We start from the raw sequence: 23,947 nt of genomic DNA on the forward strand, positions 1-23,947 counted from the left end.
AACATGTACGGGAATGTTTATGATAGGGAGAGAGCAAGAGCTTTAGGAGATGTAGCAGGAGAATATAAGTATCAAGCAGATGTCTTGAAAGAACGACTAAAAAGTAAAGATTTAACGCCAAATGAGCGCGCGAATCTAATTGCGGCTGAGCGGGAACTAATCAGACAGGCGCAAAAAATCGCCTTAAAAAGAGCTGTGAATAAGGGAGCTGAACGGATCGAATCCGAACTAGATGATGAAATGGATCGTGTCCGGAGAAGATATCCGGAAATGCTAGAAGATTTACATAGTTTACAAGTACAAATAAAAGACGCTTTTGATTCGGTAACAGGAGATGCTGTACAAAAGTGGCTACAATCGACCAGAACAGAAAACATTCGAAGAAGTCAAGAAGATTTGAAAGATGCTTGGTAATGCGAATACAGGCGATAGGAACGGATTAAACAGGAAGGGTCAACGGTAAATGTCTGACTGGAGCAAAGTGGAAAGAATTTAAGGAGTTGATATGAGCGGCTGATGTACGTGATATCTGATACATTCAGTTACAATTTCTCAATGGGACCAAACTACGGCCGTAAAACTATAATCTTTAGCTCTGTAAATTTCGTCAAATTCATTATCTCTTATGTTATATTCATTTTGTATTGTACAGTTGACAGGAGTTGAACGTATGAAAAAGAAAAAAACATTAAAAAGCATACTGATTATCGTACTACTTGTCAGTTTGGGGGGATATTTGTACATGAAACATCAAGAAAAAGAATTGATGCAAGAACAAAAACCACGCATTGAAAAATTTCTAAATTACAACTATAACAATATAGAATCCGTTACTCTAACGGGAACATACACAAATCCTACAGGTGTAACCCATATTGAAGGCTACTTAAATAATAATAAAAAATTGGAAATTGACGCTCCTTTGGACGGAATAAATGGAGTTGAAGTCGTTGATACTCCAACAATATTCGATGATAAATACTCTAAACCTGGATTTGAATATAAATCTAAAAACGTGACCGACATTGAAGCCGAAGAAAAAGCCAAGAAAGAAGAATCAAATTCAGGAGATTCCCCTAATAAAGAACGTTCAGTTGCCGAAATTATCGCAGAAATGAAAGCTTTTGAAGAAGAAATTTTTAAGAATAGCAATCGACGAAATAACAATAGCTAATATTTAGGGCCTTCACTTTTGAAGGCCCTAAATAGGTGCTTTTTGCCAATCTGGAGTGTATTAACTGTATCGTCAATACATTTTATTAAATACATAAAGATGCTAAATACTTTGTAAATCACCTTTCAATATTCTTAATTTTTTTATCCTCATTGATATAATTAAATAACTTTACTACCAAATATAACCAAAATAAAATCACTAAAGTTCTTGAAATTAAGTAGCCATCAATAGCTAATTCATATCCCCTAGAAACAAAAATCAAAAAATTTCTTCTTCTTAAACAAACAACTAAGAAACACTTATTTCTCTGCACAAAAAAGTTGAACTCAACATCCAATCAAGTTCAACTTTTCCACTTCATTCTAATTAATTACTCGCTCACCGCCTCCATAGCATCTTTTGGAGTACCAAAGAAGTAAGTTAAAACAAAACCACCAAGATAAGCAGCAAGAAGACCAATAACATAACCTAACCAGTGTCCGCCTGCAATAAGCGGAATTAGTGCTACGCCAGAAGGACCAATAGCAATCGCCCCAATATTTCCGAAAGCACCAATAACTGCCCCGCCGATACCACCGCCAAGACAAGCTGTAATAAATGGTCGTCCAAGTGGAACCGTAACCCCGTAAATCAGCGGTTCGCCAATTCCTAAAATTCCAACTGGAAGTCCACCTTTGATCATATTCACAAGCGGTCTATTTTTCCGACAACGAATCCAAAGTGCAATGGAAGCTCCTACTTGACCGCCACCCGCCATCGCTAAAATAGGAAGAAGAAGCGTCGCACCCGTTTGCGCAATCATTTCCACATGAATCGGCGTCAAAACTTGATGCAAACCTAGCATTACCATCGGCAAGAAAAATGTTCCGAGTACAAATCCTGAGAAAAGTCCGCCCACTTCAATAGTCCAATTGATAGCTGAAACCAGTCCTTCAGAAATTAAGCCTGCAACTGGCATGATAAGAAAAATCGTAATAAGTCCCATCACGAGCATTACAATCGTTGGCGTCACAATAATATCAATAGCATTGGGAATAAATTTGCGCAAGCCCTTTTCAAGCAGACACATTAGCCAAACTGCGAACAAAACACCAATAATCCCACCTTGTCCTGATAAAATCGCATCACCCGTGAAAATATTTGTGATCGTATGCCCATCAGCAAGCCCCGACAACATTGTAATCCCAGCAATTCCGCCACCTAAAACCGGAGTTCCCCCAAATTCACTTGCCGTATTAATCCCAACATAAATCGAAAGAAAAGCGAAAATACCTTTATTGATTACACCCAAAATATCAACATACTGCGTCCATGTTCCTGCGTCTAAATTTCCAGCTGTGATATTATTCGCCAAAATCGCTGCAATACCTGCGATCAAACCCGCACCAACAAAACCAGGAATCAACGGAACGAAAATATTCGAAATTGATTTCAATAAGCGCTTAAATCCCGATTGATTATTTTGTTTAGCTTTCATACTTGCCTTCGTTGCAGCAGCTTTTTCTTCTACCAATTCTTTCCCAGATTTTTGCTCCGCGTCCAAATTTTCATTGATAACTTCACCAATCTTCACGCCAGCCTCGTCAGCCATCGCCGCTGCGACTTTATTCACTACTCCAGGACCAACGATAACCTGAAGTGTTTCATCCTCCACAACACCTAAAACACCCGGAACCTTTTTCAATTGGTCTAAATCCACTTTTTCTGGATCGCGAATCCCTAGCCGAACTCGCGTCATACAATGTGCAATCCGCGAAACATTTTCCTTGCCGCCCACATTTTCAAAGATTTTTTTGCCGATTTCTGCTTCTTTTGACACCCTACTCAACCCCTTAAATTGTTTTTCTTACAAAACCATTTGAAGCTTTAAGTTTTTGTTCAGCATCTTCTTTAGTGCTTCCCGTCAAAATCATAACAATCGCTGTTTTTACATGTTTATCAGCAGCAAAATAAACTTTTTCTGCCTCGTCATAGCTACATTCCGTTGCTTCCATGATAATTCGCTTAGCCCGTTCCTCTAATTTTTCATTTGTTGGCTTCACGTCCACCATCAAGTTCTTATAAACCTTGCCAATTCCAACCATAGAAGCCGTTGAAATCATGTTTAAAATTAATTTCTGTGCCGTTCCTGCTTTCAGCCGAGTTGATCCGGTTAAAACCTCCGCTCCAGGTACGACTTCAACCGCGATTTCCGCATGTTGCGAGATGGCAGCGTCTTTGTTACAAGAAATCGCAGCCGCCGTAGCTCCAACACTTCGCGCATAATCCAAACCACCGATCACATAAGGCGTTCGACCACTCGCAGCAATCCCAATCACCGTATCAAGCTCTGTAAGCGAAATCCCTTCTAAATCCGACTTTCCAAGCTGAATAGAATCCTCCGCACCTTCAACCGCCGTAACAAACGCTTCGTCCCCTCCAGCAATGAGACCAACCACTTGCTCCTTAGAAACGCCAAACGTGGGCACACATTCAACCGCATCAAGTACGCCAAGACGCCCACTCGTGCCAGCTCCCATATAAATAAGACGCCCTCCTCGTTTAAAACTTGAAATGGCAGCCCTTACAATTTTGGCAATTTCAGGAAGAGCTGGCTTTATGCTCGCTGCAACCGTTCCATCTTCTTCATTCATAATCGATAAGATTTCCTCAACCTTTAAAGTATCTAAGTTAAGCGTTTTCAAATTTTGTTTTTCCGTGGATAAATTTTCTAACATCTCAATCACTCCTCATAAACAGATTATAAAACCTTTGAAACAAAATTTCAATACTTTATTTTATTTTTGTAACATTTAATTGAAATTTTATTTCACAAGTCTTATACTTGATAATAAGAATGGAGGTTATAAAATGCTAGGAATTAGTCTTTATTTACAGGATTTGGATAACGTTGCTGAAACCGTTCAAATAGCCCATCAAAATGGGTTTTCATCTATCTTCAGTTCACTACATATTCCAGAAGAAAGTAAAATAGATTACTGGACTCGTTTAGAAGAATTAGGCAAAGCTGCTCAAGAAAATAAGATGACTCTCATCTTAGATATTTCCGAAAATGCTTTAGCTAAAATTCAATTAAGCTTTGAAAATGCTGAAGCAATCCGAAAAATAGGCGTAACAGGCTTGCGAATTGATTATGGCATTGGAATCCAGCAAATTGCCTTACTTTCGCAAAAAATTACAGTTTACTTAAATGCCAGCACCATTGATCAAGCTTTTTTAGACGCCTTAAAAGAAGCAGATGCTCAGATGGAAAATATCGAAGCTTTTCATAATTACTATCCAAAACCTGAAACAGGTTTGAGCGAAACCTTTTTCAAACAAAAAAACCATTTTTTGCGCGGAAATGGTCTTAAAATTTCAGCTTTCGTACCCGGTGATTCCAAAAAACGCTTACCACTTTATGCGGGTCTACCAACCTTAGAAAAGCATCGCTTTACAAGTCCTTACGCGGCGACTTTGGAACTCTTCACGTTAGCTGTTGACCATGTTTACATCGGCGACCCGGCATTAGATCCCTTGCATTTTCCATTTTGGCAAAATCTTATTTTCAATCAGACTTTGTCTCTTGAAGCTACATTAGCCGATTTTGTACCCGTTCAAATAAAAAATCACCTTATTCAAGGTGATCAAAATCGAATGGACGATGCGCGCGATTTGATACGTTTAGAAAATAGTCGCCCAGCTTTTAATGAACTTGCAATAGAAGCTAAAAATACAATTCTCCGACCTGCTGGAACGATCACGATTGATAATCAAAAATACGGGCGTTACAGTGGCGAAATTTGCATCACAAAAGTTCCTTTAGAAGCCAATGAAAAAATAAATTGCATCGGTCAAATCAGCCCGCTTTATCTGGATTGTCTCTCCTATATTTCAGCCGGACAAAAAATAAAATTACGCTTCAACTAAAAAAGGCAGCATTTGAATGAATTCAAATGCTGCCTTTTATTTTTCACGAAAACGATTGGTTGCTTCTCGTGATTTTTTGATATGCGTAATCATTTCATCATATTGCTTTGATGCGAAATAATAAAACAAAATATCAATAACTAAAAGCTGTGCTTGCCTAGAACTTGTTGCTGTACTTCGCATTTCCGCTTCAGGAGCTCGAGAAGTTTCTAATACCAAATCAGAAATCGACTTCAACTTATTATTTCCAATGCGTGTTAAACTAACTACCTTTAAACCGCTTTGTTTCGCTTCATTTGCTAGTTCAAGCACTTGCGAAGTTTCCCCACTATTTGAAATGGCAAAAAACAAACTGTTTTCTTTGCCAGAAGAAAAAGCCATGGCAAGAACATGCGGGTCCTGCGACAAAAATACATTTTTCCCTGCACGCAGCCACTTTTGCGCAATATCTTCCGCAATAAGCCACGAAGCTCCGACGCCATAAGCATAAATTGTTTCGGCTTGTTCCATCTCCGCACAAACTTGAATGATGGCGTCTTCCTTGAGTTGACTTGCGGTGTCTTGTGTCGTCTGATTAACATTAGAAACCAATTTTTCACGAATTGAATCAAAAGATTCGCCCGGTTCAATATCATAGTAACCCGTCCTATTAGGCGTTGCTAGTTCCATAGAAAGTTGACGCTTCAGTTCAGGAAAACTATCCAAATTTAAAGACTTTGAAAACCGAATTACTGCCGCAGCACTTGTTTCAGCTTTCCTTGCAAGACTCTGTACGGATGCTTTTACAGCAAAGTCAGGATCATTTAAAATCGTTCTCCCTACTTTTTGTTCCGACTTAGGCAACGTATCAAGAATTCCACTTATAAGATTGATAATACTTCCATTTGTCATAGCCATTTCTTCCTTGTTTTTTCTTTGATTATATCATAAAATCCATTTTTGAAATAAAATTTTAATTAAGTTTTTTCAGTTAGACAGCTTGAAAATCAGCTCTCCTAAACCTATAATTAAAATTAAAACTCTAATTGTTTCACGTGAAACATCGAAAGGAGAATCTCCAATGGCCGAAACAAATTCACAACTCACTACCCAACTCCATACGATTTTCCTGTTTTTTGGAGACACATCTATCGAGGCGCTCACTTTCATCGAACAACAATTCATGCCTGCCTTAAGAAATGATGAACCTTCTAAAAATTACTATACTACCATTCAATTTTTTCCTGATACAAACCAAACAAGCTTTTTAAATGATTTAAATAAGTCGGCATCCTTTCCAACATCAGCTGACTACATTTTAATTCACATGGGTAACAAGCCTTCCGATTCACTGCAAGAAAGCATCCAAAAAATTGCTAAAGAGAATCAATATCAACTTGAAGCTGTTTATTTAAATCAAGCGTCAAAACTAGCAAGTGACCATTTTGCTAATCAGCATACCTTAACACTGCCCATCTCAAACTTTTCGATTGAGTCAAACGGTGATCAACTCAAAAAATACCTACTTGAACCCGGGAAAACCTACCATATCATTGGTGACACACATGAATGTTTAGAAGAACTTATGACATTGCTAGAAAAAAGTGGATTTCGCTTCAATCTATCTGGACGCATTACAGAACGACCTGATCCATCTCACCAATTCATTTTGCTTGGGGATTCCATCGACAAAGGGAAAAATACGAAAGCAATCCTTGAATTTCTTTATCTAAACCTTGAACACTTTTATTTTGTAATTGGGAATCACGAATCTTTTGTTTATCACTACCTCCAAGGAAAAATTAAGAATGCTAACGAAGAAATTGTTTCTCGTTTTTTCGATTCCATTCCCATCCTTGAAGAGAATCCCGATTTACTTGCCAAATTTCATACGCTTGTTGAACATTCTGCGCCTTTCTATAAGCTTATCTCAAATCAAGCGTCGTTTTATGCGACCCATGCCCCGTGCAAAAATAAATATCTCGGCAAACTTGATAAAAAGTCCCTACGAAGAATGCGTAATTTCCATCTAGACCGGTCAAGACCTACCGAAGAACAATTGTTATTCCTATTAGAAGAAGCAAATGAGCATCATCCCTATCATTTTTTTGGACACGTTGCCGCTAAAAACGCCTTTCGCTTAAAAAATAAAATCCATCTGGATACTGGCTGCATTCACGGTAACTTACTTACAGAAGCTGTGCTTACACCTACTGGAAAGGTAACCACATGTTCCATCCCTTCGCATCATCAGGATGACTTTCAAGCTCAACTTCCTCTTTTATTCCAATAAAAAAGCCACGCAAATTGCTTTGCGTGGCTCAAACTGTAAACAAAGTTTTTCACAACTTTGTTTACAGTCTTTTTTAACGTGCTGGTTTAATCACAACATAACGGTAAGGATCGCGCCCTTCCGAATGCGTTTCTATTTTTTCATTTTCACTTAAAACAGCATGGATAATTTTTCTTTCAAAAGATGGCATTGGTTCTAAATGAACAGCACTTTTGGTTTTTAGTGCTTTCCCAGCCATCTTTTCTGCAAGATTTGAGAGTGTTTCATAGCGGCGCTCACGATAATCACCGACATTGACAAAGATATTTCTAAACTGCTCACTTTGTTTATTGGCAATTAGTTGAGTCAAGTACTGCAAAGAATTAAGTGTTTGACCATGTTTTCCAATCAAAACTCCAAGGTTTTCACCAGAGATTTGCACGTAAACATCTTTTCCTTCTTCTTTTGCTTCGAGTGAGATCTCCGCCCCCATCTTCTTAGCAACATCCAAAATATATTCCGTGACAATTTGTACACTGTTTTCTTTTTCAATGACCTTAACCATCGCAAGACGTGAACCGATTCCAAAAATCCCTTTTTTACCTTCATCCATGATCTCTACTTCCACTTGATCACGGTTCAAGGCTAGTTCTTTTAGTCCATTTTGAATCGCTTCTTCAACAGTTTGACCTTGTGCAGTGATATCTCTCACTTTCTCTTCTTACCTCCTTTTTTTGAAGCTTTCATGTGCTCTGCTTTTTTCTTCAAACGAGCTTCTTCGGCTTTGGCAGCCTCTTCAGCTTGTTGTAGTCTTTTTGCTTTAAAAGGATTATTAATTAAAAGTGTTTGGAAGACCGTGAAAATGTTCCCGATAATCCAGTATAGCGCTAGTGCTGACGGAAGTGTGATCCCCATAAACAAAATCATAACTGGCATGAAATAAATCATCATGGCCATCGTTTTATTTTGCTGTGTTTGCCCCATCATCGAAATTTTTGATGATAGGAAAGTTGTAATCGCAGCGATGATCGGCAAAATATAGATGGGATCGGGTTGACCTAGCGTCATCCATAAAAATGAATCCGTCTTGATTTCAGCTGTTCGGCTGATCGCTTGATAAAAACCAATTAAAATTGGCATTTGGATAATAAGCGGTAAACAGCCCATCATCGGATTAATATTATGCTCTTGATACAAGCGCATCGTTTCTTGCTGCAATTTTTGCCTTGTTTCATTATCTTTAGAAGCATATTTTTCTTGCAGCTCTTTAAGTAAAGGTTGAACTTTCATCATTTCTTTTTGGCTTTTTAGCTGTTTAATCATAAGTGGCATAATAATTAAGCGAATAATAATCGTAACAACGATAATTCCAACCGCATAATTGCCACCAAAGGCATCAGCAAACCATCTTATCACCCAAGATAATGGAAAGACAATGTAATGACTCCAGAATCCTGGTGAGTCTTTTGTGATTGGATCAGTTGAATAACCACAGCCTGAAAGTACAGTGACTAAAGCAATAACAAGTCCGATCACGAAGAGTTTTTTCTTCAGGTTCTTTTTCTTCTTCAACAAGTGTAACCTCCCCGCCTTTTTTTAAATTTCCAATTCATTTTGAACCGCTCATTCTGGTCTTTTTCAATACTTTTGCAATTTTTAAGACGTGAATCAAACTTTTCTTAATTTCATGAAAATCCATATTGGCCGCCGGTTTTCGGGCGATAATAATATAATCATTTCCTTGTTCGATCTCCTGTTCAAGTTCATGGAATGTCTGTCTAATACAACGTTTCACATGATTTCTACAAACAGCATTGCCAATTTTTTTGCTGACAGAAAGACCAATTCGGAAATGCGTTCCTTCCTTTTCTCTTCTTAATTTATACACGACAAATTGTCGATTGGCAAATGACTTCCCTTTCTTAAACACTCGTTGAAATTCATCATTTTTTTTGATCCGATATTCTTTTTTCATACAGTCTCCCATCTTTTTGCGTGTGCCATCCGCTTTCTATCAAAAATGGATTTTTTCCATAAAAAACAATAAAAAAACCACTGAGCCGTATCAGTGGTCTACGCAGATAATACTTTTCTTCCCTTACGACGACGTGCTGCTAACACTCTGCGGCCGTTTTTAGAACTCATACGTGCACGGAAACCGTGTACTTTTTTTCTTTTACGTTTGCTTGGTTGATATGTTCTTTTCACTTTGTAACACCTCCCATTATCTGGGTCCAATTGATTTAAATCTATTAGACAGTCTTAAATATTGTACGGAAATAAACGTTTTTTGTCAATAGAGCACGAAAAAACTTCGCCCTTAATCATACCATATTTCAAAGTTTAAAAAAACCCTCTTTATAGGAAAAAGCAAAATTTTACTTCAATCTTTTTTCTTACCTTCTTAAAAAGCTTTATTTTCTTTAATCACGAAACTGTGGATAATTATGTGAGGTTATCCACTTTTATCCACAGAACCATAAAAATTAATTGTGAATAAATATATAAAGCAAGAAAAATTATAAACTGGTTACGCACAAGTTATGCACAACCCCACAGATTGTGGGTAACGTTTTTCTACAAGTGGATAAATTTGTGGATATTTTTTGAAAGTCCTTGATATCAAAGCCTTTTTTTGATAAGATATCAGGTGTTGAATAGTAAATAAGTTGAGGAAAAATAAAGTTATCCACATAATTATTTCTTGTTGTGGATATTTTCTTAACAGGGTCCGGATATCTTTATCCACTATTTTTACCGTTTTGTGGATAACTTTGGAAAATCGTCCCTGTTATTTTTCTTCCTTAAAATCATGTCCACAGAAAAAGGGAGGGAAATTTTTTGCAGTCTATAGAAGAGATCTGGACACGTGCACTTGAAATTGTTCAAAAGAATATGAGCAAACCAAGCTATGATACTTGGATGAAATCCACTACTGCACATTCTCTTGAAGACAACACATTTGTCATTTCGGCGCCTAACAATTTTGTTCGTGACTGGCTTGAAAAGAGCTATACGCAGTTCATCGCCAATATTTTACAAGAAGTGACGGGAGCTTCTTATGATGTACGCTTTATTGACGGCGAACAAGAAGAAAATTTTGATTACAAGCCGATTCCACAAAATCAAAACTTACCGGATGAAAATGATCCTGATAACTCCAAACATATGTTAAATCCAAGATATGTCTTTGATACATTTGTAATTGGTTCCGGTAACAGGTTTGCACATGCGGCTTCGCTTGCTGTAGCAGAAGCACCAGCCAAAGCTTACAATCCACTTTTCATTTATGGAGGCGTTGGACTTGGAAAAACGCACTTGATGCATGCTGTTGGTCACTACGTGCAAGAGCACAAAGACAATGCAAATGTGATGTACTTATCCAGCGAAAAATTTACCAATGAATTTATCAGCTCCATTCGCGATAACAAAACAGAAGAATTTCGAACAAAATACCGCAATGTAGATGTACTTTTGATTGATGATATTCAATTTTTAGCTGGTAAAGAAGGAACACAAGAAGAATTTTTCCATACGTTTAATGCGCTTTACGATGAGCAAAAACAAATCATCATTTCAAGTGACCGGCCACCTAAAGAAATTCCAACACTTGAAGATCGGCTTCGTTCACGTTTTGAATGGGGACTAATTACAGATATCACTCCGCCTGATCTTGAAACGCGGATTGCGATTTTGCGGAAAAAGGCTAAAGCGGATGGGCTTGATATTCCAAATGAAGTGATGCTTTATATTGCTAATCAAATTGATTCGAATATTCGGGAGCTTGAAGGGGCACTAATTCGCGTTGTCGCCTACTCTTCTCTTGTAAATAAAGACATTACAGCTGGACTTGCAGCGGAAGCTTTAAAGGACATTATTCCAAATGCCAAAACCTCCGTTATCACAATCAGTGGTATTCAAGAAGCTGTTGGGGAGTATTTCCACGTTAAACTCGAAGACTTTAAAGCTAAAAAAAGAACCAAAAGCATTGCCTTTCCTAGACAAATCGCCATGTACATGTCACGGGAATTAACCGATGCTTCACTTCCAAAAATTGGCGATGAATTTGGTGGGCGTGACCATACAACTGTCATTCATGCTCACGAAAAAATTTCGCAGATGCTTAAAAGCGATCAAGTTTTAAAAAATGATATTCAAGAAATAGAAAAAAATCTACGTAAAAATTAATCTGTGGATAATGTGGATAACAGGACACTAGTTTTCCACTGGTTATACACATGTGGAAAACTTAGAAGAAAAATAGATTAGCTTACTTATCCACAAATCCACAAGGCCTATTACTATTATTACGATTTTCTTATTAATTAATTAAAGAACATCATAAAAAATGAACGGGGGATTTTTCATGAAATTTGTCATCGATCGAGATCATTTGGTCAATGCTGTTAACGAAGTTACACGTGCTATTTCTGCTCGAACAACGATTCCAATTCTTACTGGGATTAAAATTGATGTGAATGATGAAGGTGTTACTCTTACTGGGAGTGACTCAGATATTTCAATCGAAGCTTTTATTCCACTTATTGAACAAGATGAGGTAATTGTTGAAGTCGAATCGTTTGGTGGAATCGTTTTACAATCAAAATATTTTGGAGATATCGTTAGACGACTGCCAGATAAAAACGTTGAAATCGAAGTAACGACTAATAACCAAACAACGATTCGTTCTGGACAAGCTTTCTTTACACTGAATGGGTTAGATGTTTTAGAATACCCGAAACTTCCCGAGGTATCTGAAGGAAAACAAATTCGGATTCCAATCCATGTCCTTAAAAATATTATTCGTCAAACGGTTTTCGCTGTTTCAACGATTGAAGTTCGTCCTGTACTTACTGGGGTGAATTGGATCATTAAAAATGGAACTTTAACGGCTGTTGCAACGGATAGTCATAGACTTGCGCTTCGGGAAATTCCAATTGAAGCTCCTGAAGAGGAAGAATACAACATTGTTATTCCAGGAAAAAGTTTGTCAGAACTCAATAAAATTTTGGATGAAGCTTCTGATTCACTTGAAATCATCCTAGCCAACAACCAAATTTTATTTAAATTAAAAGATTTGCTGTTTTATTCGCGTTTACTCGAAGGAAGTTATCCTGATACTTCAAGACTAATTCCAGCTGAAACAAAATCAGAACTGATTATTAACGCGAAAGCCTTTTTACAAGCGATTGACCGTGCTTCCCTACTCGCAAGAGAAAATCGCAATAATGTAATTAAACTTTCCACATTGGAAAATGGCCAAGTAGAGGTTTCGTCTAACTCTCCTGAAATTGGGAATGTTTCTGAAAAACTCTTCAGTCAAAGCTTTACTGGCGAAGATTTACAAATTTCCTTTAACGGAAAATATATGATGGATGCTTTACGTGCGTTTGAAGGCGATGATATTCAAATTTCGTTTTCTGGAACAATGCGTCCTTTCGTTCTTCGTCCACGTGATGCGGAAAATCCAAATGAAATTTTACAATTGATTACACCTGTTCGAACTTATTAATTGATAAAAAGCTCACCAATTTAGGTGGGCTTTTTTATGTAAATTTTACAGAAGCTCCATATTAGCCTTAAATTTCATTTTTCACTTAAAATAGTATCCCCCCATTATTTTTAATAAAAAACCGAAAAACGATGCTTTAGAAAATAATCTTTGTAATTATAGGCAAACTTTAGTAAAATAGAAGATAGCGATAAAATAGATTGGGTGTGAGATTTTGGCGAATATTGTAACAATAGACAGTGACTATGTAACACTGGGACAGCTTTTGCAGATGCTTGATGTTGTTGAATCTGGGGGAATGGCAAAAGCATTTCTAAGCGAACATCCGATTTATGTAAACGGCGAACAAGATAACAGACGAGGCAGGAAACTGCGGAATGGCGATGTCATTTTAGTTCCCGGAAAAGGAAAAGTTAAGATTGAACAATCTTAGGAAAAAAACATGCTGTTAAAACAATTAACGCTTAAAAATTTCCGAAACTATGATGAACTTACAATCGATCTCGACCCGTCTATCAATGTATTTCTTGGCGAAAATGCTCAAGGAAAAACAAATTTATTAGAAGCGATATTGATGCTTTCGCTCGCTAAGTCGCACCGGACGACAAACGACAAAGATTTTATCCAGTGGGATAAAGCGGAAGCAAAGATTAGTGGACGAATTGAAAAACACGGACAAACTTTGCCACTTGAACTCACGCTTACTCAACAAGGAAAAAAAGCAAAGGTCAATCACATTGAGCAAAAAAAGTTGAGTCAGTATGTTGGAAATTTAAACGTGGTCATGTTTGCCCCAGAAGATTTAACGCTTGTAAAAGGTGCACCAGGCGTAAGACGACGTTTTATGAATATGGAAATCGGTCAAATGCAGCCTGTTTATTTACATGATTTAAGTGTTTTTCAGCGGATCTTACACCAGCGAAACCAATTTTTGAAGCAAGCAAAGTTAAAGAAGAACTTTGATGAAGTCATGCTTGGCATTCTCGATGAGCAATTTGCAGAGGTCGCCATTAAATTGACGGAAAGGCGTTCCGCGTTTATCCAAAAGTTGCAAGCTTATGCAGCTCCGATCCATCATGATATTTCGCGAGGGCTTGAAACGCTACAAATTGAGTATAAGCCTTCTGTTTCACTCGATCAGGACGGCGATCATTTACAGAACTTACTTGAAAAAATGAAAACCATTCGGCAAAGAGAAATCGACCGAGGCGTCACACTTATCGGACCGCATCGGGATGATTCTCTATTTTATGTTAATGGGCAAAATGTACAAGTGTTCGGCTCGCAAGGTCAACAGCGAACAACAGCTTTATCTGTAAAACTTGCTGAAATTGACTTGATTCATGAAGAAACAAAGGAATATCCCCTCCTCTTGCTTGATGATGTATTAAGTGAACTTGATGACTACAGGCAGTCTCATTTGCTTGAAACGATTTCTGGCAAAGTGCAAACATTTGTTACGACAACTAGCGTAAGTGGGATTAAACATGCAAAGCTCGAACAAGCTACTACTTTTGAAGTGGAAAAAGGTCACATAAAAAAATCCTAATTTTAGGTTGATATAATAGAAAATGAGAAAGTGCGGTGAAGCTTAGATGTCAGAAGAAAATATTACAAATGTACATGAAAATGCTTCGGACTATAATGACAATCAAATTCAGGTTTTAGAGGGATTAGAAGCCGTAAGAAAACGGCCAGGTATGTATATAGGTTCAACCAGTCAGCGCGGACTTCACCATTTAGTTTGGGAAATCGTCGATAACTCAATTGACGAAGCTTTAGCTGGTTTTTGTACAGAAATCGAAATTACGATTGAAGCCGATAACAGTATTACTGTTCAAGATAATGGACGCGGAATGCCAACAGGGATCAATGAAAAAGTAGGTCGCCCAACGATTGAAGTTATTTTTACAGTGCTTCATGCTGGCGGTAAGTTTGGCGGTGGCGGCTATAAAGTATCTGGTGGTCTTCACGGCGTTGGGGCTTCCGTTGTTAATGCTCTTTCAACAGAGCTAGAAGTTTACGTGCATCGTGATGGAAAAAAATATTATCAACGTTTTGAACGTGGAAATGTTGTATCAGATCTTGAAAATCAAGGGGAAACAGATTATCGTGGTACGATTGTCCATTTTAAACCAGATCCTGAAATTTTCACTGAAACTGTGGAATTTGACTACGAAGTTTTACGGACACGTGTCCGCGAATTAGCTTTCTTAAATCGTGGATTAATGATTTCGATTGAAGATAAACGTGCTGAACATCAAGTGAAAAAGGAATATCACTATGAAGGTGGAATTAAATCGTATGTTGATCACTTAAATCAATCGAAAGAAGTCATTCACGATGAGCCGATTTACATCGAAGGTGAACGTGATGGCATCATGGTAGAAGTGGCTATCCAATATAATTCTGGATTTTCAAGTTCGATCATTTCTTTTGCTAACAATATTCACACTTATGAAGGCGGAACGCATGAATCTGGCTTTAAAACAGCACTTACACGTGTAATCAATGATTATGCAAGACGTAATAAGCTTTTTAAAGATAATGATGAAAATTTGTCTGGTGAAGATGTGCGAGAAGGTTTAACTGCGATTATTTCGGTTAAACACCCTGACCCACAATTTGAAGGGCAAACGAAAACCAAATTGGGAAACTCAGAAACGCGCTCGATTACAGATAAGCTTTTTTCAGAAGCTTTGAGCAAGTTTATGTTGGAAAACCCAGATGTCAGCAAGAAAATTGTTGAAAAAGGAGTTATGGCTTCGAGAGCTCGACTAGCAGCAAAACGTGCCCGCGAAGTTGCCCGTAAGAAAACTGGGCTTGAAATTTCCAATTTGCCAGGGAAACTTGCGGATTGTTCGTCTAGAAATCCAGAAATCAGTGAGCTTTATATCGTTGAGGGGGATTCAGCCGGCGGTTCTGCTAAACAAGGACGTGATCGACTTTTCCAAGCAATTCTTCCAATCCGTGGAAAAATCTTGAACGTTGAAAAAGCGCGTCTCGATAAAATTTTGGCAAACGAAGAAATTCGAACGATCTTTACGGCAATGGGAACTGGTTTTGGTGGCGATTTTGATGTTTCAAAAGCACGCTATCATAAACTGATTATCATGACCGATGCCGATGTGGATGGTGCGCACATCCGGACGCTATTGCTTACGCTTTTCTATCGTTATATGCGTCCGCTTGTGGATGCTGGTTATATTTATATTGCTCAGCCTCCCCTTTATCAAATTAAACATGGGAAACAAGTTGAATATGTGTATTCAGATGAGCAGTTAGATGATTACTTGGCAAAATTAGGCGATGAAAAATATGCCATTCAGCGTTATAAAGGGCTTGGAGAAATGAATCCGGAACAGCTTTGGGATACGACAATGAATCCTGAAAACCGGACGTTGCTACAAGTTAGCGTTAATGATGCCATTGATGCGGATGAAACATTTGAAATGCTTATGGGTGACCGAGTTGAACCGCGTCGGAAATTCATCGAAGAAAATGCTCAGTATGTTAAAAACTTGGATATTTAATTTTATTTCCTGGGAAATAATCAAATCTAATTTAGCTTAGAATTGGAAAGGGAGGTTTCGTTATAATGGCAGAAACACCAAATCATCGAGTCAAAGAAGTTAATTTAAATAAAGAAATGCGAACGTCTTTCCTAGATTATGCAATGAGTGTTATCGTTGCTCGTGCCCTTCCTGATGTGCGTGATGGACTTAAACCCGTTCACCGCAGGATTTTATATGCAATGAATGATCTGGGAATGACTTCTGACAAGGCCTACAAAAAATCGGCTCGTATTGTCGGTGAAGTAATTGGTAAGTATCACCCACATGGTGACTCGGCCGTGTACTTCACGATGGTTCGGATGGCGCAAGATTTCAGTTATCGTTATATGCTTGTTGATGGACACGGAAACTTTGGTTCTGTGGATGGAGATATGGCTGCTGCGATGCGTTATACGGAAGCACGGATGTCGAAAATCTCGATGGAACTTTTGCGAGATATCAATAAAGACACGATTGATTATGAAGATAACTATGATGGTTCGGAAAAAGAGCCGGCAATTTTGCCAGCACGTTTTCCAAACTTGCTTGTTAATGGTTCATCTGGGATTGCGGTTGGGATGGCTACAAATATTCCAACACACCATCTTGGTGAAGTCATTGATGGGGTCCTTGCTTTAAGTCATAATCCAGATATTTCGATTCGAGAACTAATGGAACATATTCCGGGACCTGACTTCCCTACTGCTGGTCTTATTATGGGACGTAGCGGAATTAGACGGGCTTATGAAACAGGACGTGGATCCATCACTGTTCGTGCTCGCGTGGATATTGAAACAAAAAGTAATGGAAAAGAAACTATTTTGATTACGGAACTACCTTATCAAGTCAATAAAGCACGGCTGATTGAGCGGATTGCTGAACTGGCTCGTGAGAAGAAAATTGATGGGATCACTGAACTGAATGATGAATCTGACCGTTCAGGTATGCGGATTGTCATTGAAGTTCGTCGCGACATTAGTGCAAGTGTAGTTGTCAATAATTTGTATAAAATGACAGCACTGCAAACTACTTTTGGGATTAACATGTTGGCGCTTGTTGATAGCCATCCAAAAGTGTTGAATTTAAAACAAATTCTATATCATTATCTAGAACATCAAAAAGTTGTTATTCGCCGTAGAACTGAATTTGATTTGCGTAAAGCAGAAGCACGTGCGCATATTCTGGAAGGTTTACGAATTGCACTTGATAATATTGATGCTGTAATCAGTTTGATTCGAGGATCAAAGACAACTGAAATTGCTAAAGAAGGCTTGATGACACAATTTAGCTTGTCTGAAAAGCAATCACAAGCCATTCTCGATATGCGTTTGCAACGTTTAACAGGTTTAGAACGCGAGAAAATCGAGGAAGAATACAACAATTTGATGCAGCTAATCAATGAATTAAAAGCGATTCTGGCTGATGAAGAACGTATTCTTGAAGTTATTCGTGAAGAGTTAGAAGAAATCAAACAGAAGTATAGCGATAAACGCCGCACAGAAATCTTAACGGGAGACCTTGTCAGCATTGAAGATGAGGACCTTATTCCTGAAGAAGAAGTGGCGATTACGTTAACGAAAAAAGGCTACATCAAGCGTTTGCCGCTGTCTACGTATCGGAGTCAGCGCCGTGGTGGTCGTGGAATTCAAGGCATGTCCACTCATGAAGATGACTTTGTGGAACATTTGATTGCAACGAGCACGCATGATACTCTCCTATTCTTTACGAATACAGGGAAAGTCTACCGGGCGAAAGGTTACGAGGTTCCTGAGTACGGACGTACGGCAAAAGGAATCCCGCTAATCAATTTGCTAGGCATTGAAAGCCAAGAACAAGTGAATGCGGTTATCAATTTAAGTGAATTCACTGATGACGATTATCTCTTCTTTGCAACGAAACACGGTGTTGTGAAACGCTCTGCCCTTTCGCAATTTGCGAATATCCGTCAAAGCGGTTTACGTGCAGTGGATCTTCGTGAAAATGATGAGCTCATCTCTGTTCAAATGACTGATGGCAGCAAGAAGATGATTATTGCGACGAAAGCAGGTCAATCGATTTATTTCCCAGAAGATAATATTCGGGTAATGGGTCGTACGGCTGCAGGAGTGCGCGGAATTCGTCTTCATAATGATGATGAGGTAATTGGCATGGAAGTGCTTGAAGATGACCAGAACGTGCTTGTCGTGACGGAGAACGGTTACGGGAAACAAACTCCTGCCGAACAGTATCCGCTTCGCAATCGTGGCGGTATGGGTGTTAAAACCGTATCCATTACTGAAAAGAATGGTCCACTTGTTGCGATGAAGACTGTTACTGGTGATGAAGATATCATGTTGATGACGATTCATGGCGTCTTGATTCGTTTTGAAGTGGAAACTGTATCTGAAACTGGAAGAAGTACGATGGGTGTGAAACTGATTCGTTTGGATGAAAACGAAAAAGTCGCTACTGTTGCTAAAGTTCCTAAAGAAGATGATGAAATTCTTGAGGAAGAAGAAGCAGAAGACGATCAAACCCTGAAAACAGAAGTTCCAGATGAAAGTTTTGAAGAAGACGGACCAAACTTAGAAGAATAATGAAATTACATGCGGATGGCATGTTGAGATTCTTCTCAATGTGTCATCTGTTTTTTTATGAATAAAAATTTACAGTCAAGTAAGATTGAAAAAAATCAATGAAATGATTATCATTATCATAGTAGTCTATTTTAATAGCAAACCTTGTGCAGAAAGTAGGAAAAAGAATGACTAAGAAAAACAAGGACTCGCAAAATGTTGAAATTTGGGCGGATCTTGTAAACATAAAAGATTTGATTCTTGCAATTATTATTTGTATAGGATTTACCATGGGCGGTTATTTTATTGCTCCCGGAAAAGCACCAATGCCCCTTTTCTTTGGGCTAGGCGGTGCCATTATCGGCTTCATCATTTCAAGTTTAATCATCAAGCCGAAACGAACACTACGCGAAAGTGATGAGACGGAGGCGACTGACAAATGACGCTTCAACTTGTGATTGAAATGATTCTTGCTTCTGTTCTCGCAGCTGGGATTTATACGATTATTGGGATTGCTCCCGGGACAGATGAAACAGCAGTACTTGCTCCTGTGACTCTTGCACTCGTTTTATTAGGCGTTTCCCCGATGGTTGTGCTTGCTTTTTTTGTTTCGGCTGTTGTGACGCTTAATTTGACGGACGCAGTGCCTGTCGCTGTTGCAGGAACACCAGGTGGGGTTATGGCCTCGCCAATGGTCCCTTATGGGCTCACTTTGAAAGAGGCTGGTCAATCAGTTGTTGGGATACGCAAAATGGCTTCTGGAGCTGCTATTGGAACGATTGTGGCTGTTCCGATTAGTTTAGCTTTGGCAGGTCTTCTGGCTCCGCTATCCGAAGTGATTACGAAGTACTCGGCCCCTGTTTTCTTTATCGGCGCTATATTTCTTGCCTTAGTAAGTAAAAATAAAATTTTATCGTTACTCGCTATCTTACCTTTCAGTTTACTTATCGAGGGAATGCGTTATTTGTATTGGGGTGTTGGCGCGGTTCCTGAAACGAAGACGATCACGATTTCATTTTTCCTTGGGATTACGATCGGTCCGATGATTTTCAGTATGATTTCGCTACTGAATAAGGAACATCGTGAAAAATTGCCTAAACAAGATAAGCGCGAGATTGTGATTGCAAATGTTGGAAAACAAAAGGGATTTCCTAACCCGTTCAAGGTATTAACGAAGCAAGAATCTTGGGCAACGCTTGGAACATCTATCGCTGGCTGTTTTACCTTTTTTATGAGCCCGGTTGGAATGACTGTGTTATTTGGTGAAGCGGTTGTGAGCCGAGTGAAGAATCCAATTAAGAAGGCAAAAATTGCCCTAGCTAGTATGGAAGGTTTGGCGCATTCGACTTATTTAGCGGGGTTATTGATTCCACTTATCGCGCTTGGGGTTCCCCTGTCGCCTGTTGCGATTGGTCCGGCAAATCCACTTTTTAATGCCCCTCCTATTTTCACGTTGGATAAAAATATGCACCACTTGCTCACGATGTCGGAATTTACGATTGCAACGATTGTCGGTTCAGTTGTAGGACTTGGACTAACATATTATGTTATCATGAAGTATTCCCAGCAAATTTGTCGTTTTGTGTTTAAATTTATTCCACATGAAGCGATTTTAGGATTATTTATTGCGCTTGTTATGATGCTTAGCTACATGGATGGTGGATTTATCAATATGATGGGTGTACTTCTTGTCGCAATTGTATCGGGCGCACTTAGTCGACTCGGGATTAACTTTGGTGTGTTATTTATGACGCTTTATGCCGCACCTTGGATTGTCACAACGTTATTCTAAAATCAGGAAGGAATGGAGCCAATTGGCTACAGGACGTGCAACTGCAAAATTAATACTATGTGGCGAACACGCTGTTGTTTATGGTGAACCTGCAATTGCTGTACCTTTTTCGCAGGCTGTCATTGAAACAGAGGTTTTGCCAACGAATCAAAAAACTAAATTTTCGTCTGCTTTTTTCACAGGCGATTTGGATAATATGCCCCCGATTCTTTTTGGAATTAAAGAAATGGCTGAGGCTATTTTAGCGCAGATTGGAACAGAACCCGTTTTGATTCGCGTTTTGACGGAAATACCAATCGGACGTGGTCTCGGCTCGAGTGCTGCTGTAGCGGCAAGTGTAGCCCGTGCTTTATTCGCTTATTTTAAGCAAGAACTGACAGATGAGGCGTTGCTCAAATTTGTAAATCAATCTGAAAAAATAGCTCATGGGAACCCAAGTGGTATCGATGCGGTCACGGTTGTAACTGAAAAACCAGTTTGGTTTGAAAGAGATTTGGCCCTTGAAACGATGCACTTTCATGAAAAACTTTTTTTGGTGGTCGCTGATACGGGGATTCCCAGTGAGACGCGCGCCGCGGTTGCGGATGTTGGAAGGTTGCTTGAAACGCAGCCGGAAAAATTCAAACCGATGATTCAGGAACTTGGAAATATTTCCCGGGAAATACGGAAGCAACTTGAAGGTGAAGCGGACATTCAGCAAGTAGGAAAAGCGATGAATGCTGCCCAAGCTATTTTGGAGGAACTTACGGTTAGTGATGCAAGCTTAGAAAAGCTGATTCGTGTAGCCTTGCAAAATGGCGCAGCGGGTGCGAAGTTGACCGGAGGCGGACGTGGCGGTTGTATGGTAGCTCTTGTTTCTAGCAAAAAGCAGGCTGAGTCGTTAGTGAAGGCTCTCCATGAAGCGGGTGCTAGTGAAGAATGGATTTTTACGATTGGAGAAGGAACGCATGAAAGTAACAGCGGTAGCTCACACCAATATAGCGCTTATTAAGTATTGGGGGAAACGGGATGAAAAGTTGATTTTGCCATCCAATAGCAGTTTATCAATTACGCTTGATAAGTTTTTTACGGAAACCACTTTTGAATGGAGCAATTCGCAGGAAAAGGATTTGCTCGTTTTAAATGGTGAGGAGCGTGAAGATAAGAAAATTCAGCGATATTTGGATGTTTTGCGACATGAATTTGATATTACTTTGCGCGCGGTGATCCATTCGGAAAATCATGTGCCTACTGCGGCAGGGCTAGCTTCTTCAGCTTCAGCGTTTGCAGCTCTTGCAACTGCGGCTTCAGCGTCACTTGGACGAAAGGATTCGAAGATTGCTCTATCTCGACTCGCCCGGCTTGGATCTGGCTCTGCTAGTCGTTCTATTTTTGGCGGCTTGGCGATTTGGCAAAAAGGTGAAAAAGCGGATGGATCGGATTCTTATGCGGTTCCTTTTGAAAGTGAGTTAACTGATCAACTGGCTGTTGTCGTCGCGATTGTGTCTGATCGACCTAAAAAAATTTCCAGTCGAAGTGGAATGAAGCAAACGGTACTTACCTCCCCTTTTTTTGCGGAATGGACGAGGACAGCTGAACTGGATTTGGAAGCTATCAAAAAAGCTTTTGCGAACTCTGATTTCACACAAGTTGGTGAGATTTTGGAGCATAACGCAATGAAAATGCACGCAACAACCTTGAGTGCCAACCCGCCATTCACATATTTTAGTCAGGAATCGCTGCTTGTGATGGAAGCTGTGAGAGAGTTGCGGGCTGACGGGATTGAAGCTTATTTTACGATGGATGCTGGACCAAATGTTAAAATTGTATGTTTAAGGCAAGACGAAGAAAAAGTAGCCAGTCGAATTGATCAATTGGTAGGTCGCGTTTTAATTTGTCACGCAGGTGAAGGAGCTAAGGTGATTCAGAATGAAAATGGAAATTAAAATTCCTGGAAAACTTTATATAGCAGGTGAATATGCAGTAGTTGAATCTGGACATACGGCGGTTTTAGCTGCAGTGGATCGCTACATCACATTGGTTCTCGAAGACGCGCCAAAAAATGAACTCAAAATTCCGCACTATGAAGACCAAGTGACTTGGCAAACGGGCGAAGAGCTGAAAGCGAGCGGAGAACACTGGTCGTTTACAGCTGAAGCGATCAATACTGTAACGGCTTATTTGAAAGCTCGGGGAATTTCGCTTACGCCAGTTAAAATGACGATTCAAACAGAATTGATCGATGCTTCCGGTTTTAAATACGGACTTGGTTCAAGTGCTGCGGCAACAGTGGCTGTTGTTAATGCGTTGCTTGAAAAATTCGCACCAGAAACGGATTTGCTAACAAGATTTAAACTTGCTGCCCTTTCACATCTTGTTGTGCAGGGAAATGGTTCTTGCGGAGATATTGCTTCTTGTATGTATGGTGGCTTCATTGCCTATACAACTTTTGATCAGGAATGGATCAAGCGGCATTTGCCTTATGAATCCTTAAACTGGTTTATTGAAAATGATTGGCCAGCTTTGAAAATTGAAAGACTGACGATGCCTGATTGGCCATTTTTAGTTGGCTGGACGGGAAAACCTGTTAGTACTGGGCGTCTTGTATCCGAGATTCAGTTGTTTAAGCAAAAAAATCAACTGGCTTATAAGCAATTTTTAGAGGATTCAACAGCTGCCGTTAATCATTTGCTAACGGGGTTAAAAAAACAAGATCAAGCCATTGTATTTGAAGCAATTAAGGAAAATAGAGGATTACTTCAAAATCTCGGCTTACAGGCAGGGGTACAAATTGAAACGGAGCTCCTTGAAAAATTAGCTCAAATCGCGGCAGATTGTTCTGGTGCAGGAAAATCATCTGGTTCTGGCGGCGGCGATTGCGGCATTGCTTTTTTGCCTGACTCTAAAGCGGCGGAAAAGGTCAAAAGTGCTTGGCAAGAAGCAGGAATTATGCCACTTCCATTCCATACTGGACAAGTAACGATTAAAAAATAAAAGCTAAAAACTCGATCTAATTTCACTAGGTCGGGTCTTTTTTTATTTGTGAAAAATTTAATATGTACAGTCTTTGAATAATTGATAGATATAGGTTATAATATTAAACGAATATGCACATAGTGTTTTTTATTGCTTGAGAAGTTTGTGAAAATAATCGAAAACATGCTTTGCGGGAGTAGAAAACGAATTTGGAATTTTAATATTTTATGCGCGTTATACGA

Annotated in this window: 22 protein-coding genes; 15 read left to right on the forward strand and 7 right to left on the reverse strand. The window is 39.1% G+C overall.

The window, feature by feature from the left end:
• The first annotated feature begins 3 nt into the window (after positions 1-3).
• Both UR08_RS10320 and UR08_RS10325 read left to right on the forward strand, forming a co-directional pair.
• Positions 4-414 carry a hypothetical protein gene (locus UR08_RS10320; protein WP_115753552.1) on the forward strand — a complete coding sequence of 137 codons (411 nt, stop codon included), beginning with the start codon at positions 4-6 and terminating at the stop codon, positions 412-414.
• Between the two features lie 256 nt (positions 415-670).
• Positions 671-1,174: a DUF1433 domain-containing protein gene (locus UR08_RS10325; protein ID WP_240616072.1), complete on the forward strand. Its 504-nt coding sequence runs from the start codon at positions 671-673 to the stop codon at positions 1,172-1,174.
• 373 nt (positions 1,175-1,547) lie between these two features.
• On the opposite strand, the gene UR08_RS10335 is transcribed toward UR08_RS10325, so the two are convergent.
• Positions 1,548-2,996 carry a PTS transporter subunit EIIC gene (locus UR08_RS10335; protein ID WP_115753554.1) on the reverse strand — a complete coding sequence of 483 codons (1,449 nt, stop codon included), beginning with the start codon at positions 2,994-2,996 and terminating at the stop codon, positions 1,548-1,550.
• 13 nt (positions 2,997-3,009) lie between these two features.
• The gene (gene murQ, locus UR08_RS10340; protein WP_115753555.1) at positions 3,010-3,894 is read right to left on the reverse strand and encodes an N-acetylmuramic acid 6-phosphate etherase; all 885 of its coding nucleotides are present in this window, start codon (positions 3,892-3,894) and stop codon (positions 3,010-3,012) included.
• A 133-nt stretch (positions 3,895-4,027) separates the two neighbouring features.
• Here murQ and UR08_RS10345 point away from each other — a divergent pair, with 133 nt between their 5' ends.
• On the forward strand, positions 4,028-5,086 hold the full coding sequence (locus UR08_RS10345) for a MupG family TIM beta-alpha barrel fold protein (protein WP_115753556.1): 1,059 nt from the start codon (positions 4,028-4,030) through the stop codon (positions 5,084-5,086).
• 36 nt (positions 5,087-5,122) lie between these two features.
• On the opposite strand, the gene UR08_RS10350 is transcribed toward UR08_RS10345, so the two are convergent.
• Positions 5,123-5,977 (reverse strand): MurR/RpiR family transcriptional regulator, encoded by an 855-nt coding sequence (locus UR08_RS10350; protein ID WP_115753557.1) that lies wholly within the window; start codon positions 5,975-5,977, stop codon positions 5,123-5,125.
• A gap of 169 nt (positions 5,978-6,146) precedes the next feature.
• Between UR08_RS10350 and UR08_RS10355 the strand changes: the two genes are divergently transcribed.
• The gene (locus UR08_RS10355) at positions 6,147-7,358 is read left to right on the forward strand and encodes a metallophosphoesterase (RefSeq protein ID WP_115753558.1); all 1,212 of its coding nucleotides are present in this window, start codon (positions 6,147-6,149) and stop codon (positions 7,356-7,358) included.
• A gap of 73 nt (positions 7,359-7,431) precedes the next feature.
• On the opposite strand, the gene jag is transcribed toward UR08_RS10355, so the two are convergent.
• From jag to rpmH, 4 genes are all read right to left on the reverse strand, one after another.
• A complete protein-coding gene (gene jag, locus UR08_RS10360) occupies positions 7,432-8,049 on the reverse strand; it encodes an RNA-binding cell elongation regulator Jag/EloR (RefSeq protein ID WP_115753559.1) in 618 nt (205 codons plus the stop codon).
• The gene (gene yidC / locus UR08_RS10365; RefSeq protein ID WP_115753792.1) at positions 8,046-8,909 is read right to left on the reverse strand and encodes a membrane protein insertase YidC; all 864 of its coding nucleotides are present in this window, start codon (positions 8,907-8,909) and stop codon (positions 8,046-8,048) included. The genes jag and yidC overlap by 4 nt, the downstream gene beginning before the upstream one ends.
• A 37-nt stretch (positions 8,910-8,946) precedes the next feature.
• Positions 8,947-9,312, reverse strand: a complete 366-nt coding sequence (rnpA, locus tag UR08_RS10370) for a ribonuclease P protein component (protein WP_115753560.1) — start codon at positions 9,310-9,312, stop codon at positions 8,947-8,949.
• 98 nt (positions 9,313-9,410) lie between these two features.
• Positions 9,411-9,545 carry a 50S ribosomal protein L34 gene (gene rpmH, locus UR08_RS10375; RefSeq protein ID WP_115753561.1) on the reverse strand — a complete coding sequence of 45 codons (135 nt, stop codon included), beginning with the start codon at positions 9,543-9,545 and terminating at the stop codon, positions 9,411-9,413.
• A 633-nt stretch (positions 9,546-10,178) separates the two neighbouring features.
• On the opposite strand from rpmH, the gene dnaA reads away from it, so the two are divergent.
• The 11 genes from dnaA to UR08_RS10430 all read left to right on the forward strand — a co-directional run bounded on the left by dnaA (position 10,179) and on the right by UR08_RS10430 (position 23,723).
• A complete protein-coding gene (gene dnaA / locus UR08_RS10380; RefSeq protein ID WP_115753562.1) occupies positions 10,179-11,525 on the forward strand; it encodes a chromosomal replication initiator protein DnaA in 1,347 nt (448 codons plus the stop codon).
• A 178-nt stretch (positions 11,526-11,703) separates the two neighbouring features.
• Positions 11,704-12,849, forward strand: coding sequence for a DNA polymerase III subunit beta (dnaN, locus tag UR08_RS10385; RefSeq protein ID WP_115753563.1), 1,146 nt, complete (start codon positions 11,704-11,706; stop codon positions 12,847-12,849).
• Between the two features lie 214 nt (positions 12,850-13,063).
• Positions 13,064-13,282 (forward strand): S4 domain-containing protein YaaA, encoded by a 219-nt coding sequence (gene yaaA / locus UR08_RS10390; protein ID WP_036073924.1) that lies wholly within the window; start codon positions 13,064-13,066, stop codon positions 13,280-13,282.
• Positions 13,283-13,291: 9 nt separating this feature from the next.
• On the forward strand, positions 13,292-14,398 hold the full coding sequence (gene recF, locus UR08_RS10395; RefSeq protein WP_115753564.1) for a DNA replication/repair protein RecF: 1,107 nt from the start codon (positions 13,292-13,294) through the stop codon (positions 14,396-14,398).
• A gap of 46 nt (positions 14,399-14,444) precedes the next feature.
• A complete protein-coding gene (gyrB, locus tag UR08_RS10400) occupies positions 14,445-16,382 on the forward strand; it encodes a DNA topoisomerase (ATP-hydrolyzing) subunit B (protein ID WP_115753565.1) in 1,938 nt (645 codons plus the stop codon).
• A gap of 65 nt (positions 16,383-16,447) precedes the next feature.
• Positions 16,448-18,979 (forward strand): DNA gyrase subunit A, encoded by a 2,532-nt coding sequence (gyrA, locus tag UR08_RS10405; RefSeq protein WP_115753566.1) that lies wholly within the window; start codon positions 16,448-16,450, stop codon positions 18,977-18,979.
• Positions 18,980-19,146: 167 nt separating this feature from the next.
• A complete protein-coding gene (locus UR08_RS10410; protein WP_115753567.1) occupies positions 19,147-19,401 on the forward strand; it encodes a hypothetical protein in 255 nt (84 codons plus the stop codon).
• Positions 19,398-20,750, forward strand: a complete 1,353-nt coding sequence (locus UR08_RS10415; protein WP_115753568.1) for a tripartite tricarboxylate transporter permease — start codon at positions 19,398-19,400, stop codon at positions 20,748-20,750. The genes UR08_RS10410 and UR08_RS10415 overlap by 4 nt, the downstream gene beginning before the upstream one ends.
• A gap of 22 nt (positions 20,751-20,772) precedes the next feature.
• The gene (gene mvk / locus UR08_RS10420) at positions 20,773-21,741 is read left to right on the forward strand and encodes a mevalonate kinase (protein ID WP_115753569.1); all 969 of its coding nucleotides are present in this window, start codon (positions 20,773-20,775) and stop codon (positions 21,739-21,741) included.
• Positions 21,698-22,675 (forward strand): diphosphomevalonate decarboxylase, encoded by a 978-nt coding sequence (gene mvaD / locus UR08_RS10425; RefSeq protein WP_115753570.1) that lies wholly within the window; start codon positions 21,698-21,700, stop codon positions 22,673-22,675. The genes mvk and mvaD overlap by 44 nt, the downstream gene beginning before the upstream one ends.
• Positions 22,659-23,723 carry a phosphomevalonate kinase gene (locus tag UR08_RS10430; RefSeq protein ID WP_115753571.1) on the forward strand — a complete coding sequence of 355 codons (1,065 nt, stop codon included), beginning with the start codon at positions 22,659-22,661 and terminating at the stop codon, positions 23,721-23,723. The genes mvaD and UR08_RS10430 overlap by 17 nt, the downstream gene beginning before the upstream one ends.
• The last annotated feature ends 224 nt before the right edge of the window (positions 23,724-23,947 follow it).

Source organism: Listeria kieliensis, from assembly GCF_003369925.1.
In the GTDB taxonomy this organism is placed as follows: Bacteria; Bacillota; Bacilli; order Lactobacillales; family Listeriaceae; genus Listeria; species Listeria kieliensis_A.